The sequence below is a fragment of the Flavobacterium faecale genome (assembly GCF_003076455.1).
Classification (GTDB): domain Bacteria; phylum Bacteroidota; class Bacteroidia; order Flavobacteriales; family Flavobacteriaceae; genus Flavobacterium; species Flavobacterium faecale.
Genome location: NZ_CP020918.1, coordinates 3,759,215 through 3,774,880 on the forward strand (window position 1 = coordinate 3,759,215; position 15,666 = coordinate 3,774,880).

Annotated in this window: 19 protein-coding genes; 13 read left to right on the top strand and 6 right to left on the bottom strand. The window is 33.2% G+C overall.

The genetic code is table 11. The features are described 5' to 3' along the window. Positions 1-183: 183 nt before the first annotated feature. From FFWV33_RS15730 to FFWV33_RS15740, 3 genes are all read right to left on the bottom strand, one after another. Entirely contained in the window at positions 184-675 is a 492-nt protein-coding gene (locus tag FFWV33_RS15730) for a VOC family protein (RefSeq protein ID WP_108741784.1), read from the bottom strand. 120 nt (positions 676-795) lie between these two features. Then, complete coding sequence (locus FFWV33_RS15735; RefSeq protein ID WP_108741785.1) at positions 796-1,674, bottom strand: SDR family oxidoreductase; 879 nt, start codon at positions 1,672-1,674, stop codon at positions 796-798. Between the two features lie 49 nt (positions 1,675-1,723). Further along, positions 1,724-2,083, bottom strand: coding sequence for a DoxX family protein (locus FFWV33_RS15740; protein WP_108741786.1), 360 nt, complete (start codon positions 2,081-2,083; stop codon positions 1,724-1,726). Between the two features lie 116 nt (positions 2,084-2,199). Here FFWV33_RS15740 and FFWV33_RS15745 point away from each other — a divergent pair, with 116 nt between their 5' ends. The 9 genes from FFWV33_RS15745 to FFWV33_RS15780 all read left to right on the top strand — a co-directional run bounded on the left by FFWV33_RS15745 (position 2,200) and on the right by FFWV33_RS15780 (position 7,224). Then, a complete protein-coding gene (locus tag FFWV33_RS15745; protein WP_108741787.1) occupies positions 2,200-2,562 on the top strand; it encodes a winged helix-turn-helix transcriptional regulator in 363 nt (120 codons plus the stop codon). 116 nt (positions 2,563-2,678) lie between these two features. Beyond that, positions 2,679-2,924 (top strand): RidA family protein, encoded by a 246-nt coding sequence (locus FFWV33_RS15750; protein ID WP_108742579.1) that lies wholly within the window; start codon positions 2,679-2,681, stop codon positions 2,922-2,924. A 406-nt stretch (positions 2,925-3,330) separates the two neighbouring features. Then, the gene (locus FFWV33_RS19585; protein WP_245891543.1) at positions 3,331-3,516 is read left to right on the top strand and encodes a TetR/AcrR family transcriptional regulator; all 186 of its coding nucleotides are present in this window, start codon (positions 3,331-3,333) and stop codon (positions 3,514-3,516) included. A 150-nt stretch (positions 3,517-3,666) separates the two neighbouring features. Continuing rightward, complete coding sequence (locus tag FFWV33_RS19590) at positions 3,667-3,912, top strand: hypothetical protein (protein WP_425433138.1); 246 nt, start codon at positions 3,667-3,669, stop codon at positions 3,910-3,912. Positions 3,913-4,060: 148 nt separating this feature from the next. Beyond that, the gene (locus FFWV33_RS15760; RefSeq protein ID WP_245891737.1) at positions 4,061-4,747 is read left to right on the top strand and encodes an SDR family oxidoreductase; all 687 of its coding nucleotides are present in this window, start codon (positions 4,061-4,063) and stop codon (positions 4,745-4,747) included. Between the two features lie 291 nt (positions 4,748-5,038). Then, on the top strand, positions 5,039-5,278 hold the full coding sequence (locus FFWV33_RS15765) for a hypothetical protein (RefSeq protein WP_108741788.1): 240 nt from the start codon (positions 5,039-5,041) through the stop codon (positions 5,276-5,278). A gap of 506 nt (positions 5,279-5,784) precedes the next feature. Continuing rightward, the gene (locus tag FFWV33_RS15770; RefSeq protein WP_108741789.1) at positions 5,785-6,396 is read left to right on the top strand and encodes an FMN-dependent NADH-azoreductase; all 612 of its coding nucleotides are present in this window, start codon (positions 5,785-5,787) and stop codon (positions 6,394-6,396) included. Positions 6,397-6,437: 41 nt separating this feature from the next. Beyond that, positions 6,438-6,794, top strand: coding sequence for an SDR family NAD(P)-dependent oxidoreductase (locus FFWV33_RS15775; RefSeq protein WP_281261796.1), 357 nt, complete (start codon positions 6,438-6,440; stop codon positions 6,792-6,794). A 67-nt stretch (positions 6,795-6,861) separates the two neighbouring features. Continuing rightward, a complete protein-coding gene (locus FFWV33_RS15780; protein ID WP_108741791.1) occupies positions 6,862-7,224 on the top strand; it encodes a nuclear transport factor 2 family protein in 363 nt (120 codons plus the stop codon). A 533-nt stretch (positions 7,225-7,757) separates the two neighbouring features. On the opposite strand, the gene FFWV33_RS15785 is transcribed toward FFWV33_RS15780, so the two are convergent. From FFWV33_RS15785 to FFWV33_RS15795, 3 genes are all read right to left on the bottom strand, one after another. Then, positions 7,758-8,699 carry a hypothetical protein gene (locus tag FFWV33_RS15785; protein ID WP_159086054.1) on the bottom strand — a complete coding sequence of 314 codons (942 nt, stop codon included), beginning with the start codon at positions 8,697-8,699 and terminating at the stop codon, positions 7,758-7,760. Positions 8,700-8,977: 278 nt separating this feature from the next. Beyond that, on the bottom strand, positions 8,978-9,325 hold the full coding sequence (locus FFWV33_RS15790) for a hypothetical protein (protein WP_108741793.1): 348 nt from the start codon (positions 9,323-9,325) through the stop codon (positions 8,978-8,980). Beyond that, complete coding sequence (locus FFWV33_RS15795) at positions 9,322-10,611, bottom strand: BSAP5b family pore-forming toxin (RefSeq protein WP_108741794.1); 1,290 nt, start codon at positions 10,609-10,611, stop codon at positions 9,322-9,324. Before FFWV33_RS15795 ends, FFWV33_RS15790 begins: the two co-directional genes overlap by 4 nt. Before the next feature lie 244 nt (positions 10,612-10,855). Here FFWV33_RS15795 and FFWV33_RS15800 point away from each other — a divergent pair, with 244 nt between their 5' ends. The 4 genes from FFWV33_RS15800 to FFWV33_RS15820 all read left to right on the top strand — a co-directional run bounded on the left by FFWV33_RS15800 (position 10,856) and on the right by FFWV33_RS15820 (position 15,554). Beyond that, entirely contained in the window at positions 10,856-12,136 is a 1,281-nt protein-coding gene (locus tag FFWV33_RS15800) for an aminotransferase class I/II-fold pyridoxal phosphate-dependent enzyme (protein WP_108741795.1), read from the top strand. A gap of 113 nt (positions 12,137-12,249) precedes the next feature. Continuing rightward, on the top strand, positions 12,250-12,879 hold the full coding sequence (locus tag FFWV33_RS15805; RefSeq protein WP_108741796.1) for a TetR/AcrR family transcriptional regulator: 630 nt from the start codon (positions 12,250-12,252) through the stop codon (positions 12,877-12,879). A gap of 690 nt (positions 12,880-13,569) precedes the next feature. Continuing rightward, complete coding sequence (locus FFWV33_RS15815; RefSeq protein WP_342748659.1) at positions 13,570-14,433, top strand: tyrosine-type recombinase/integrase; 864 nt, start codon at positions 13,570-13,572, stop codon at positions 14,431-14,433. Beyond that, on the top strand, positions 14,418-15,554 hold the full coding sequence (locus tag FFWV33_RS15820) for an IS91 family transposase (RefSeq protein WP_108741798.1): 1,137 nt from the start codon (positions 14,418-14,420) through the stop codon (positions 15,552-15,554). The genes FFWV33_RS15815 and FFWV33_RS15820 overlap by 16 nt, the downstream gene beginning before the upstream one ends. Positions 15,555-15,666 lie beyond the last annotated feature (112 nt).

The following is a 15,666-nucleotide window of genomic DNA, read 5'->3' on the forward strand; positions in this document are numbered from 1 at the left end:
ATTAATGTCTCAAATATGGCAAAATAGTTCGGCTACAGTATCTTCGTGATTTCTATTTCTAGTTTATAAATTTATTCTGTTTGAGTCTTTAAATACCTTATGGCAAAGTGTTTTCGTCAATTAACGTATCTTGAAAAGAACAGACATTATCATTAAATATTTTTAATTCAATTTCCCCCCGCATTAGTCAAGTTCCTGAAGTAAATCACCAAGGTCGAGTTCTTTAACTAACATGTTAATGGATCCGTCGGAGTCGTACGACCAAAGTTCCTTTGGTCTATCCCAATAAAGTTCTACACCATTACCGTCCGGATCATTCAGGTAAAGGGCTTGAGAAACTCCGTGGTCACTCGCACCAGTCATAGGATAATTTGCTATTCGAATTCGATGATAGATTTTGTCGATTTCTTTCCTTGTAGGATAAAGAATAGCGGTGTGGTAAAGCCCGACGCCCTTCACGGGTGCGGGTGGCAATCCTGCACTATGCCAAGTATTGAGACCTATATGATGATGATAACCACCCGCTGATAGAAAAGCCGCCTGTTTCCCGTAGGTAGAAGTCAGTTCAAAACCTAATAAATCTTTATAAAAACTTAGTGAACGATCAAGGTCGGCTACCTTTAGATGCACGTGTCCTATCCTTGTATTTTTGGGAATTGTATATTTTTCTTTCATAGCGCAATGTGATTTCTTTAGTTTATTCAATCTATAAATAGCTATTTTTCTATGTGCTACTTAGCTTCGTTAAGCTTTAGGCTAAATCATTCTACTAGCACTTAAATGGAATGTAGGCTTTTAACTGTAAACCTTCGTTATAAATTGACGTACAGAAGTTGGTTTCCTATTTAAGAAATTAGACAAGGTATCGTCTTCTTTATCCATTGTTTGTTCCGCTAGAGCTGTACCCCACATAGTGAACATGCCAATATACATTTCTGGTACGCCAGCTTTTTCCATAATAGCTTTGAACTCATTAATATCTGGAGATGTGTACTTGACTTTTTTATTCAATACTTCAGAAATATCTTGAGCTATTGTATTAAAGCCAATGGATTCGGTATTGGTTAATGAATAGGTTTTATTTTTATGATCCTGTGTTGTTAAAACGTGGGCAGCAGCTTCGGCCAACTCTTCACGAAGTACCCAGCTTGCTTTTCCTTCTTCTGCAGGAAACAAAATGCTTTCGTTCTCGGCCACTTTATCGCCCACAAAAGCGAGTATCATTTCAGCATAAATACCATTTTGAAGAATGGTATAATCAATACCACTTTCTTTTAAACAGTTTTCAGTCTCGACGTGGGAATTTTGGAAATCTGCTATGGTTGAATTCTCAAAACCTGCTTTCCTAACAAAGGAAGTATATACAATGTGATTGACTTTTGCTTCCTTGGCCGCTTTTATTACATTTTTGTGATGTAATGTACGGTTTTCAATAGCTTCTCTATTGTTGCTGGATACCAACAATAATTTATCTACTCCTATAAAAGCCTCCACCATTGAACCGTGGTCGGTATAATCGCCTTCCTTAATAAGTATTCCTTTTTCTTTTAAACTAATTGCTTTGGTAGCATCTCTCACTAAAACTGAAATTCCTTTAGGATTTACTCCTTTTTTTAATAAATGTTCAACTGCTTTTACACCAAATTGACCGGTAGCTCCTGTTACTAATATCATATTTCTTTTTATTTAAATGTGTGTAAAAAATTAGTTCAAACTATAATTTTTATTTGTTCTGAAGTTTTTTGTGGCTTACATATGAAGTAATTAAAATTGCAAGAAAAACAATTCCTGCAATAACCTTATCCGCAGGGTCGCCTACTGCATAATGTGCTATAGAAGCCGATCCGAACATAATTGCGAAACCGATGTATGCAGTCTCTTTTAACAATCTAATGGGCAGCCAAAGTAAAACCGCACCGATAAGTTTTGTAATTCCCAATTCAATCCGGAAATAATCTGGAAACCCTAAATGCGCCATTGATACTTTTACTTCAGGTTTGGTTAGGGTCTCAAACGCAATATATACCATCATTGCGGAAATAATTCCTGTTGTAATGTAATAGGTGATTTTTGTTGCTTTCATTTTTTTTATTTTAAAAATTTAGTTTTACAAAATTATGTATATTTACTAACTAAACTACAGTAGTTACCAAAATGTAAGTAGTAACTTTTTGGTTAGTAGATTTAAAAACAAGAATAATGAATAAGAATAAATTAGAGTATTCACCAGTACAATGTACAAATCGTCTATCAGCAACAGAAGATGCCATATACGTTCTTGGAGGTAGGTGGACTATACGAGTTATGATTGCGATTTTAGGCGGTCATAGAAGATTCAATGATTTACAACGTGCCGTAAAAGGTATCTCCGCAAAAATGTTATCAAGTGAATTGAAGAAATTAGAAGTGAATTTATTGGTCGAAAGAACAGTATTTGCAGATCAAATCCCTGTAATTGTAGAATATATTCCTACTGAATATAGTCAATCATTAAAAGACATAATTTCAGCTTTGGCTGAATGGGGAGAAAAGCACAAAACGAAAATCACGACTGATAATTAAATTAGGCTAATATTTGGTGATGACTACCATGGTCCTTGTTTCTGATATGCTTAGAAGTACTACTACTGGTCTTACGCAATACTATTATAATAGTTAATTCCCAAAGTACAGAAGCTATGAAAAGTCAATTAATCCAGTCTATACAAAATCTGGAGAAAGTTATAAAGGAAGCAGGATATGAAAGTAAAAGTATTGTGAGTTTAAACATTTATACAACTTCATCAGCGGAATTTTTTAATTGCTTTAATATTTTCCAGAATTGGATAACTAAACATCAGATAAAACAAGCAAGTACAGTATTGGAAATAACAAGTCTTTTTGAAACATTAAAAATAGAATTAGAAACAACTGTAGTAAAATAGTATTTAAATAAGGCAAACAAGTTTTGAATTAAAAAAACGAATGTAATTTTAAATATAAATTGTTTTTATAATGAATTGAAACTCTTAACTGAAACAATGGTTGATAAAGGATTTCTAAAAGTATTAATCAAGAAATATTACTGATTAGTGATGATATAGATGAATTGATAAATATGAGGGAAAATTACAAAGCACCAACTGTTGGAAAATGGATAAATCATATGGCAATAAGTGATTAAAACAAAGTTAGTGTTGTAAATAAACTAATAGATAAATCGAGAATGAAATGTTTTTAAATGCCCAGATCCTCATACAGAAGCCGTTAGAGGTAATGCAAAAAAAACACTGATAAACTTAAAACATAAATTCGTTTTCATTTTTTTTGTATCAAACATTACAATAATAAATGAGAGGAATACCAAATACTTTTAATGACAAAGAAATAATTTTGAAAGCCCAAGAAATATTTTGGAGAAAAGGATACAATGCTACGTCCTTATCCGACCTAAGTAAAGCAACAGGAGCAGGAGCAAGTAGTTTGTATAACACATTTAAGGGAGGTAAAAAGGAACTTTTTAAAAAATCTCTTTAACAACGAAAAGAAGATCTTAATAATTTCAAGATTAAATTAGCAAACAGTGATAATCCAATTAAATTAATTAAAGATTTTTTTTTAAGTGTAGCAATTGCTTCTGAAGAATCGCACTTTAAAGGCTGTATTGTTGCAAACACAATTGTTGAGATGAGTTTTATAGATAAAGAACTAGAAAACGATGCAATTGAAATTTTAAAAGAAATGGAAAAGCTATACACATCTACTATCCTCTTAGAACAACAAAAAGGAAATATCAAATCTACAATTCCAGCAGATAATTTAGGCAAATTTCTAATTACCCTATGGTGTGGAATTAACTCGTTGCGAAGAATTTATCCAGATAAGGTGATTCTTAAACAACAAATTGAATTACAACTACAAATAATCAATTAAAAAAAATTAATTATTTTTTTAACAATCATTACAGATATAAAGAATGGATTTACAACTAAAAGGAAAAAGAGCATTCATTAGTGGCTCAACACAAGGTATTGGTTTTGCAATTGCGCAATAACTATTAAATGAAGGGGTTTCCGTAATAATTAACGGACGACACAAATTAAAAACAGAGCGGGCAAAAGAAAAACTACAACAACAATTTCCATGTTCAAATATTTCGGCAATATCGGCAGATTTTTCAAAGAAAAATGAAGTTGAAAATTTACTGTTAGAATTGACCGATATAGATATTTTAGTTAATAATGTTGGGGTTTTTGAAGTTGAAGAGTTTAAAAATATAACAGATAAGGACTGGTATAAGTATTTTGAGGTAAACGTAATGAGCAGTGTTCGATTATCTAGAAAACTATTTCCCCTAATGCAAAATAAGAATTGGGGAAGGATTATTTTTATCAGTAGCGAATCGGGTGTGAATGTACCTCAAAATATGATTCATTACGGAATGACAAAAGCTGCAATGTCTGCTATTGCCAATGGACTTTCCAAACTTACAAAAGGAACAGAAATTACGCTTAATACGATTTTGGGAGGACCGACTTATTCTGATGGGGTTGCAGAAGTCATTGAACAAATTGCAATAACTCAAAATCTTGAACTTGAACAAATGAAAAATATAATTTTACAACAATCAAATTCACACATATTATTACAACGCTTTATTAAGCCTACAGAAATAGCAAATTTAGCGACTTATTTATCTAGTCCTTTGTCAATTGCAACATATGGAGCATCAATAAGAGCTGATTCAGGTGTATTGAAAATAATATAAACACGTACGCACACTGGATCACTATTCTAAAACACGTTGTAATTCTCCTCTTTTTCTATCTAAAGGTAATTAATACAAACTAAAGAAACATATTGGTAACCATTACCAACCCAAGGTTAAATCCAAGTCAATATTCTGGCTTTTCAAACAACCAAAACACAAATAAAATGAATGAAGGTACCAAAATAAAACCTGACACAAAAAAAATGTTTTTATTTTAAAATCTATTATTAAAGGGTCTCCCACAACTTTTAATTTTCCTCATAGAACAATAAGTAATGGTTTTTACAAATGATAGAAATATACAAGACCAACGTTCTAAAAAAGAAACAAGCGAAAGAAATAGCAAAAAAAATCAAAGCATTGTTTTCAAATTACAAAGTTAATTTTGACCTTGAGGACTGTGATTGTATTTTAAGGGTAGATACTAGTGGTGGAATATTAGACAATAACACCATCATAGAAATATTCCGTGAAAATAATTTTTATATTGAAATTTTACCAGATGAAGTTCCAATTTTAAAAATCTAAAATTCAATCAAACTTCAATGTTATGGCATACACAGATAATATGTCAAGACTTTCTCGGTTAACAGCAATTCATTTTAAATGACGGTCCAATTTATAAGTTACTTTTGAAGCAAAGTGCACAACAACATATTCAACAAAAATTAATTGATTGTGTTAAAGAATTACTTTCTAATACAGAACTCAATGTTTCACAAATAGCCTATAATTTAGGTTTTTAACATCCACAATCACTTCACAAGGTATTTAAAAATAAAACGAAATTATCACCGTTAGAGTTTAAAAATAATTTTAAAAAATAATAGAAACTACCGCCTAGAACTTAGCGTCCTCTTTCGCTAATAGTTGATTAGTGCATTGCTGTTGAGAATACGCTGTTTTTTTGTTGCCATCTTTCTGGTTTTACTCATTAACTAACCTAAAAGTTACTACTAACCTTATGGTAACTACTATAAAATAATTAGCTAATATACTTAAATTTGTAAAACTAAATTTTTAAACATAAAAAAATGAAACAAATATTGCATATAATTTCAAGTCCAAAAAATGAGGCTTCTATGAGTAGAGTTCTAGGGAAAAAAGTTATCCAAAGTTTAATGGAGAAACACCCACAAGCAAATATTACGGAGTATGATCTTTCAAAAATTCATATGCCTCATTTAACAGAATCACACATTAATGCATTTTTTACACCTGCAGAAGATAGAACTCAAGCTGAAAATGCGGAAATATCTACTTCTGACAAAGCACTGTCTGACTTAATGATAGCTGATATCCTCGTTGTAGAAGTACCAATGTACAACTGGAACATTCCATCAACTTTAAAGGCATATTTTGACCAGATAGCAAGGGTTGGGTTTACTTTCAAATATGAATATAAAGGAGACAGCTTATTACCTACCGGATTATTAAAAAACAAAAAAGCATATATCGTAACTTCTTCTGGTGGTGTTTATTCCGAAGGAAAATTGAAAGAATATGATTTTACCACGAGCTATGTTAAGTTTTTTCTTGAATTAATAGGAATTGAAGTTATTAATATTTTCAGAGCAGAAGGACAAGCGATCTATGGACGTGATGAATCTTTACGAAAAGGGATAGAAAGCATTGTTATAGAATAACGTCTGTCCAACCTCGTAAAGAATATGACCTGCATGATAGAATTGGACTAGCAACTGCAAAATCATTCATCAATGCAGGTGCAATCGTTTGGATTACAATTATGATAAATTTCAGAAGACATTTAAAAGAGATAAATAATCCGAATTTGAAAACGATGGTTTCAGGCACTTCATCCATAGAAGGTATTGCAGTTTTAGAAAAAGCATTTGCAGAAAGTAGTAATAACCTTGATGTTTTATTTTTGAATGTAGGTATCGCTACATTTGTACCAAATGCACTTGCAACGGAAGCAGATTTTGATGCCCAATTCAATACCAACGTTAAAGGCGCTTATTTTATATTACAACAATTAAAACCTCATTTATCTAAAGGGACATCAGCATTATTCACTAACTAACGACAAATAAACAGACGAATACTAAACTGAAATAAATTAAAAAATAAACAATTTTAAAATAATACTTATGTTAACTCATTTTGAAAATTTAATCAAAAAGGCATATCCAGCTTTTAATTCAAGAGACATTGATACAGCCCTTTTAACATTTCACGCAAACGTTCAATGGCCAAAGGCTTTCGAAGGTGGTTATGTCACAGGACACGATGAAATAAGAACCTACTGGACAAGACAATGGACAGAAATAAATCCAACAGTTGAACCAATAGGATTTAACCAAAGATCAAACGGAACATTTGAAGTAACGGTCCACCAAATTGTAAATGACTTGGAAGGAAATCTAATCTTTGATAGTAATGTAAAACACATCTACACGTTAGAAGACGATTTGCTAAGAAGAATGGATATTGAAAATGATGAAACAAACTAACTCATAACTAAATAAGTGACAAATTAAACGCCGAAATTTTAAACGTTAAGTGTTTATTAATCCTTGACAAAAGCCCAAACCGTTAACAGACGTAGCTGTTGCGCAACTCTTTTAAATATGTCTAGTCCTAAATAAACGATACAGATTATTAGGCTAAAAATAATTAATTAAACACTTGCAAGAGCGTTTTTGCAAGTGTTTTTTGTTTTATATGTTCTCATTTTAATTTGATTCTGCAAATGCATTTGATTTGGTGTTAGCATAGTAGGTTAGTTTTAAATTCTCTAGGTGCATCCACTAAGATAGAATTGCAGTTTGAACAATATTCCCTAATTCACTATCCGTTTTAGAAATAGACGAGAAAAAAGCGCCTCGTAATCACGGATTGATTAAGTATGCTTTAAAACTTGTTACTCTTTTAATCGTTTAGCATTAATGTCCACAATGTTTAGTACTTTTATAAAATAGGCGAATTCTAAATACTATATTTTTTTAATGGAATACAGTATTATTTTAAATAATTCTTACCTGCACTAGTTTTTCCATATAATATCATAATCGCCTGTTGGAGCAATCTCGACCCATTTACCCTCTATTTTTTTTTCTCCTCCTGTTCTTTTATTTGTCAAATATAAAATATAAGAGACGGTGCGTTTACGGAATTGGATTTCGGTGTAAAACTCGGATTCCCCCGAAGAGATCTTTACTATGTCCTTTTGATCAAGTTCATAGTTAGATATGGTTGTCAGGTCTGTATAAACTTCCTCATTGTCGGTATGTATATATTTATTATCAATTGAGGACGGAACTTCAACCTTAATTGAGTTGTTTTTAAGCCAAACGAATGCATCCTTTTCATCACTTGTAAAGTAGGTTTTCCTGTTGATTTCTACCCCCGTGAAAGGTGAAAATGAAAACTCTTGAGGGGAAGAGACACTAAATTTATAACCTTCGCCATTTCTTATAAAAAGTGAGTCTCCATCATTTTGCTTTAGGATATATTCAATACTCTTAAAATTATACCCCTGTGACTTCATTTGTTTGACAGTGATCTTTTTTGATTCATTCGCTGACTGGAGGTCTACTGTAAAATTGAAGTCCTCACCGGAACTGTTTTCATTCAATTTAACATTGAGCGAAGTGGGGGTATTTCTGCTAATGACAAAACCCTTACTTCCGCCAAAAGCCTCAATTCTTCCGAGTCCTTCCAGCGATAACATATAATTTTCAATAACAAGCTTATTATCAATAGAGTAACTATTTCCACTTATTTTAACATCTCCATCTGAATTATTTACCCCAGTAATATTCCAATCTCCATTTGTAAAAGATACCTCCACGCTTCCCCCTTCCCCTTCCATTAAGATTAAACTAATAGAAGGCTGCACCTGCGTTATACTATCTTCGACATCGCTGTTACACGAGATAAAGCAAATGGGCACCAAAAACACCATAAATAAACGTTTTAATATCATTTTTTTAGTTTTAAAACAATTAACACTCTTATAATTTAACAACAATATTTATAACAAAAATAGGACGAAATGCTAATTGGATAATCAATTACAAAAATTAAAACAATAAGTCTTAAGTACAGGATAAAAAAATTAGGATGTTACTTTAATTTATTTGAGATTGCAAAACTACAAACGAAAAAAATAATCATCGTATTTCTAATTCTATAAAGTATGTTTTGAAATAACATTTCTTGTTTGCACAAACTTTCTATTTTGTACTACCAAAAATTTATACTTTAAGGAATATTATCATTGATAGGCTCCACACTTATAAAGTTTTTTCCATCTAACAAGTATTTATCTTTTTGTTCAATTTTAACTAAAATGGAATCTTTAAAAGTTAATGCAGTTGTCAATATATAGGTATAACCAGATACGCCAACAGCCTCTTTATAGTAAATTTTAGTCCAATGGAAATTATTTTCATTGTAAACATCGCTTTTAAAGGGATTCCCATATTTCTTGATCACTAAATGAATATCATCACCTAATTTTACTGAATCCAATGTGAATTTTGTCTTTCTGTAACTAGCACATGAGAAAAATAAAATCAATAATAATATAATGCTAACATTTTTTTTCATTTCATTTCAATTATTCTCTTCGAATTCAACATTTCTTGTGAAATTTCCATTTTTTGTACTGAGCCGCCATTAAGTGGTGTAAGTGTAAGATTTGCATTTGTTTCCTCAACATCAACACCATTCCAAACTCCTTTTATTTGTATTATTTTTCCGGAAGTTAGCCCTCTACAAGTGGCTACATAATCTACGTTCATATTATATTTAAAGAAAGTTAAGGTAAGATCTGCTCTATTATTCGAAGGTACTTTAACTGGATAACTACGGTTGACCGCAATAGTTGCAGATTCACTCTCACCATAGGTAAAACTTTGTCCAAACTCTGCCGAAGTTTTTATTTCTCCTTCTGAGAAAAAAGGAACACCAGCTTTAACAGTGCTTGATAGTGTTAATTTATATGATGTGGATCTATTATAATTTGAAGATTTAGTATACGATGTGTTAATGGCAAATGTATATGTTTGCTCTATCGATCCACTATTAGTATATCCCTCCTTGTAAACCTGCAATGGTGCATTTGACAATATTACCCCAGCATCAACATCAAATTCAATTTTTTCAACAACAAACGTTTCGACTGGAATAATCTCGAACTCTTGACGAGGGTTATTATTATATTTTGAAAACGAAATTTTACTATCATTGACAGTGATTGCATTGTAATAAATGTCCCAGAAAGACCCTCCACCCGATTCTGGATAATCTTGATTCTTAATCACAAAGGAGTTAGAAGTGTACACCCCTCTATCGAAATCCCATGAAGAACCAAACAATGAGCCGCTAGAATCATTTCTAGAGTAAAGCACTTTTACATTTGGATTGCTCTGATATGATCCGACGCTTACAGGAGTATTGGTATTTTTTGAATATATTAGATAACGAATCCCCGTCGATGGGGGTAAAACTTTGATAAAATATTGTTGCGATAAATTTCCATTGTATGCACTCATATTTAATTCAGCCCCTTTAGTCGAAGCGGTTATAAACTGTTTATCAGAAGAATTCCCCATTACTTTTAAGAATACTGGTATTTCATTCAACTGATCGATTTCATAACTATCAGAAGCAGATAACCGGTTTAATACTCCTGGTCTTTTTAAGGTATCCCTACTTCCTACCAAAGGAAAAATAATATCACTAATATTAACCGTGTCATTTTTAGCGATTGATTCAAGATTTGCATTTGCTTCCGAACTGTTTTTCTTATCCGAAAACGCTTCATCAGACGAGCAGGAAGAAATAATAATTAATAGAGCTGTAGCCCAAAGATAAGAGAAGAGATTTTTCATAATTTACAGTTCTGAGTTAATAATAGTGGCCATTTGGTAAGTCACTTAGCTAAGTCCATATGCAAATCTAATTAAATTTCCCAATATTGGGAAATTTAAATGTTAAATTTTATTTTCAATTGTAATGATTGTAAACAACTGTTAATTATTACTTTACATGGTTTTTATTAATTCATAATTTTTGCTATAAAAATTATCCCATATAGGGGAAATTTAATACATTTAAATTTTTAAATCCCAACCTATGGAATTAGTACGTAATCACAATATAGATTTTAGTAAAGCAAGTTTTAAAGATTTTGAAAACATTTCAGATATGAACTCTTTTCAAAGAGCGGGGCTGTTTAAGGATTTTACCGACTATATGGAAGTTGAAGGGCGTATGAATTATGGTTTTGTAACCTATGACGGTTGTGGGCCAGAAATATTTTTAAGTACACCTTTCCAACAAGTACCTAAAAAATGTATCAGCCTTGTTTCCAATGATTACTTAAACTTCACGCAACATCCTAAAGTTAAAGCTGCGGCTATTGAAGGTTTACAAAAATATGGAACAGGAGCGGGTGCATCGCCTTTGATTGGTGGTCAGCATGAATACCATATCATGTTAGAAAATAAGCTGTCCGCTTTTTTTAATAGATCTAAAGGATCTTCAATGGTTTACACAACAGGCTATACTGCAAATAGTGCCACTTTGCTGTCTATGTTGAAAAATAACGATTGTGCTATTGTGGACATGGCTGTACACGCAAGTGTTTACGAAGGATTGTTGGAAACGAACGTTAGAAGATTCCCTCATAACAACCTTGATTATTTGGAGAGGGCATTATCCAATGTTCAATCAAAATATCAGACAAAAATAGTAATTATTGATGGGGTGTATTCCCAGGATGGGGATCTTGCCAAAATGGATGAAATTTATAAGCTCACAAAACATTACGGTGCTTTTCTTATGGTTGATGATGCACACGGTATTGGTGTTTTAGGCAGAAGTGGTAGAGGCGCGATTGAAATATTTGACCTATTAAATAAAGTTGATATCATATCTGGAACTTTAAGCAAAGCTTTTGGACACATTGGTGGATTTATTATCTCTAAACCAGAAGTAATTAATTACCTTAAATTTCAATCTCGCCAATATGTTTTTTCTTCTAATTGTACGCCAGCAATTACTGGTTTATTAGTGGCAATTGATTTAATTGATGAAGAGCCCGAATGGCGAGCTAAGCTTTTAGAGAATGTAGCATACTTTAAAAAGGGACTTTTGGATTTGAAGTTGGACGTGGGAATTACTGAGTCTCCTATTATTCCAATTAAAATAGGTGATGCACATAAAACAGGTGATGCGGCAAAATTACTACTTAAGGCAGGAGTTTATACCAATGCTATAGTATATCCTGGTGTTTCACGTAAAGATGCTCGAATTCGGACCAGTTTGATGGCAACACATACAAAAGAACACCTAGACAAGGCTTTAAACGGATTCGAATATGTCAATCAAAAGTTGGGTCTTTCGAAAATTTAACAAATTCCCATTGAAAACTAGATTACTAAAAAAAGTATATCTATTAGTTAATCACATTGTTTTTACACTTAAAAAACATATTTTTAATTTTTAAATTCATAACAATTGCTATTATGCCCAGAAAGAAATACCAAGGAGAGATAAATGATAAGGAACGGTCTAAACAACAACTTTTGGATGCAGTTGGAAAAGTCCTTGAAGATAAGGGGTATATTGGCTTGACAGCTACTAACATCGCAAAAGCTGCTGGCTTAAGTCGTCGCCTTATCACTATATATTTTGATTCGGTTGATCACTTGGTAGAAACTTATGTGAGAAACAAGGACTATTGGATAGTTTCATCTGGAAATACACAGCAAGTGATTGCAGAAAACAGTCATAATACAAAAAAAATTATTGAATGTTTGTTACTAAATCAGCTGGATTATTTTTACAACAATTTAGAAATGCAAAAACTCATTTTATGGGAAATAAGTAAAAAGACGAAGATAATGTATGAGGTTTGTGAGGAAAGAGAACGTCTTGCGTCCACTATTTTTAAACTTACTGATAAAGAATTAGAAGGTAAAAATATTGATATAAGAGCAGTATCAGCATTATTAGTTGCTGGTGTATATTACATGGTATTACATGCAAAATCGACAGATACACTTTTTTCTGAAATAGATATAAATACACCAGAAGGCATGGAGAGGATTAAAAACGCCATCATTTTAATATTGAAAAATACATATAAGGAATAGTAAGACAAAAATTATCTCTTTTAATTACTACTATGTATTAATTATTACTACTTCTTCTTTGATTTAGTTTGCTGAAACTTTTAGTTACGTATTGTCACATTTTTCATTTTAGTATTACATGATTTCTTTCAAAAGTTATTTCTTAATTTATAATTGTATTACATTGTAATTTTTCTAATGTGTCATAGTCTATAATTGAATAATTCAATCTTATCATCATTCTATTTATGGCAGGCTCTTCCTCATCTTCGGTAGCTTGAGAAGATTTCTCAAGCGTATTACATTTAGACTGAGATTTTGAATCCTAGGGCTCAATAGTATTGCCTTTAATATTAGTCTCTTTTTCGCCTTCTTTTACTTTGTCATTACTGTTCATATTTTGATTTTTTTCAGTTTTTGGTGTCTCTAGACGCTGACATTTTGCTGCTTGCAGAAGTGGCGAACTTCGTGACCGACACCTTTTGGTTAAGATAAAATATCTTGCGAAAAATAAACGTGAATTTACCACATATCTCGCCATTTTTGCAAACCGCTGTTGAACTAAACCTTCGGTAGTGTATTGCATGAAAATGTTAGTCCTTTGTAAAAGTAAATAAAAACTTTTATGATGACTAAAAAAAACCACTAGAAGAAGTAAGGTACAATAAAATCATCAATCAGGCCATACGAGAGGTACCTGATTTTGAAGCATTGTTATATCGATTTGAGAGAACAATCTCAGTTTTAGGACGTAGTCAAAGCACTTTTTCTAATTACTCCCGCCATGTTGCTTCTATGGCATTACATTTTGGCAAGATTCCAACTGAATTGGATCCGGAGCAAGTACAAGAGTACATGTTTATGTTACAAAAACGATCAAAAACACCTTCGCAAACTTACTTCAAGCATTGTGTTTATGGTCTAAGATTTCTACTCAAGTCCGAAGGATTGCCTTATGAGTATTTGCATTTACCTTCGATTAAGCACGAGAAAAAACTCCCTACTGTTCTTAGTAAAGAAGAAGTTTGGCAGATGCTCAAAAGTTGTCAATTACTCAAACACAAAGTCCTTATCGGACTTTTGTACGGCTGTGGACTTCGTTGCATGGAAGTGCGATCGGTACGCCTACAAGACCTTGATTATGATCGTCAGCAACTTAAAGTTGTTCAGGGAAAAGGTAAAAAAGACCGCTATGTTCCGCTATCGGAGCATCTTATCCGGGTGCTAAAAGTGTACATCCAAGCCGAAAAGCCCAAAACCTACCTCTTCAACGGGCAACCTGTAGAGCGTGCGGGTAGAGATTTTGACTCTCGTTATTCGCAACGAGGTGTGCAATGGGCAGTAAAACAAGCCAGTAAAGCCGCCGGAATCACCAAAGATGTTTGTGTACACACGCTCCGACACACTTTTGCAACGCACTTACTCGAGGATGGACTTGATATTGTGAGCTTAAAAAACCTTTTGGGACACGAACAAATTCAGACCACCATGGAGTATTTGCACATCGCCCAACTCGACACCCAAAAAGCCTTTAGTCCACTCGATACTTTGTTTGAAAAGTGCGGCACGAAGTAGCCTGCACTGAGCGTAGTCGAAGTGAAGTAGCCCATGTACTAGAAAAACTCGGGACAAAGATTGAAAATTTAGGGCTTAATACTTGGCAATTGCGCACCTTATCGGCAGTTCGTAGGTGTCGTACGGCAGCTTTGGGCGGGCACATTGATGCGTGTGATGGTTGTGGAAATATCAGCATTAGCTATAATTCCTGCCGCAATCGGCATTGTCCTAAATGTCAAGGTAAAAATCGGGAAGATTGGATACAAGCACGGCAAAGCGAACTATTACCCGTGCCGTATTTTCATGTAGTTTTCACCTTGCCAGAAGGCATTAATCCGCTGGCGATAAAAGATCCAAGATTGGTGTATAATTTATTGTTCGAATCGGCTTGGGCGACGCTAAAAACATTTGGAGTAAGAAAAGAAATCCAGAGCGGAATGATTGCTGTTTTGCATACTTGGGGACAAAACCTGTCCTTGCATCCGCACCTGCATTGCATTGTGCCTGGTGGTGGTGATAAAGGCGGTAATTGGAAAAATATCAGAGGAGATGGAAAATATCTCTACAATGTAAAAGCATTGTCGAAGATGTATCGAGGCAAATTTTGTGATACTTTAAAGTTACGCAATCCAGATCAGTACACCCGAGTAAGGAAACAACTTTGGGAAAAACCTTGGGTGGTATTTGCTAAAAAACCTTTTGGGAATCCGAGCTCGGTGGTGGAATATCTAGGGAGATATACTCATAAAATAGCCATCAGCAACAACCGAATAAAAAGCATTGACGATACAAACGTAGTATTTAATTACAAAGATTACCGTCAAAACGGGCACCGCAAAAGCATGACCCTCACGCACGAGGAATTTATCCGACGTTTTGCGCTGCATATTTTACCCAAAGGTTTTGTAAAAATACGGCATTATGGTTTTTTGAGTAGTAATTGGAAGCGCGAGAAACTAAAGATTTTACAAGAAAAGCTAAAAGTAAAGCCCCAAATAAAAGTAGCCACAGCATCGAAAATTAGAAAGTGCCAATGCTGTAAAACGGGCACTTTACACACAATTCTACTGTTCGACCAGCGAGGTCCGCCTGCTTGGTATCTTGGCAGTAGCCAAAAATCACCTGCCTGTAAAAACTAGTTTTGTGGGTAGGGCACGTATGCAATGATGTGAAGAAAAACACAATAAAACCAGCCTATTTAAGGCTTAAAAAAAAAAGAGAGCGCTTTGTCCTCTTAAATTACCTAAACTT

Coding starts and splice junctions, on each gene's coding strand:
- FFWV33_RS15730 (WP_108741784.1), bottom strand. CDS start 675: ATGAAAGAAAAATATACAATTCCCAAAAATACAAGGATAGGACACGTG.
- FFWV33_RS15735 (WP_108741785.1), bottom strand. CDS start 1,674: ATGATATTAGTAACAGGAGCTACCGGTCAATTTGGTGTAAAAGCAGTT.
- FFWV33_RS15740 (WP_108741786.1), bottom strand. CDS start 2,083: ATGAAAGCAACAAAAATCACCTATTACATTACAACAGGAATTATTTCC.
- FFWV33_RS15745 (WP_108741787.1), top strand. CDS start 2,200: ATGAATAAGAATAAATTAGAGTATTCACCAGTACAATGTACAAATCGT.
- FFWV33_RS15750 (WP_108742579.1), top strand. CDS start 2,679: ATGAAAAGTCAATTAATCCAGTCTATACAAAATCTGGAGAAAGTTATA.
- FFWV33_RS19585 (WP_245891543.1), top strand. CDS start 3,331: ATGAGAGGAATACCAAATACTTTTAATGACAAAGAAATAATTTTGAAA.
- FFWV33_RS19590 (WP_425433138.1), top strand. CDS start 3,667: ATGAGTTTTATAGATAAAGAACTAGAAAACGATGCAATTGAAATTTTA.
- FFWV33_RS15765 (WP_108741788.1), top strand. CDS start 5,039: ATGATAGAAATATACAAGACCAACGTTCTAAAAAAGAAACAAGCGAAA.
- FFWV33_RS15770 (WP_108741789.1), top strand. CDS start 5,785: ATGAAACAAATATTGCATATAATTTCAAGTCCAAAAAATGAGGCTTCT.
- FFWV33_RS15780 (WP_108741791.1), top strand. CDS start 6,862: ATGTTAACTCATTTTGAAAATTTAATCAAAAAGGCATATCCAGCTTTT.
- FFWV33_RS15785 (WP_159086054.1), bottom strand. CDS start 8,699: ATGATATTAAAACGTTTATTTATGGTGTTTTTGGTGCCCATTTGCTTT.
- FFWV33_RS15790 (WP_108741793.1), bottom strand. CDS start 9,325: ATGAAAAAAAATGTTAGCATTATATTATTATTGATTTTATTTTTCTCA.
- FFWV33_RS15795 (WP_108741794.1), bottom strand. CDS start 10,611: ATGAAAAATCTCTTCTCTTATCTTTGGGCTACAGCTCTATTAATTATT.
- FFWV33_RS15800 (WP_108741795.1), top strand. CDS start 10,856: ATGGAATTAGTACGTAATCACAATATAGATTTTAGTAAAGCAAGTTTT.
- FFWV33_RS15805 (WP_108741796.1), top strand. CDS start 12,250: ATGCCCAGAAAGAAATACCAAGGAGAGATAAATGATAAGGAACGGTCT.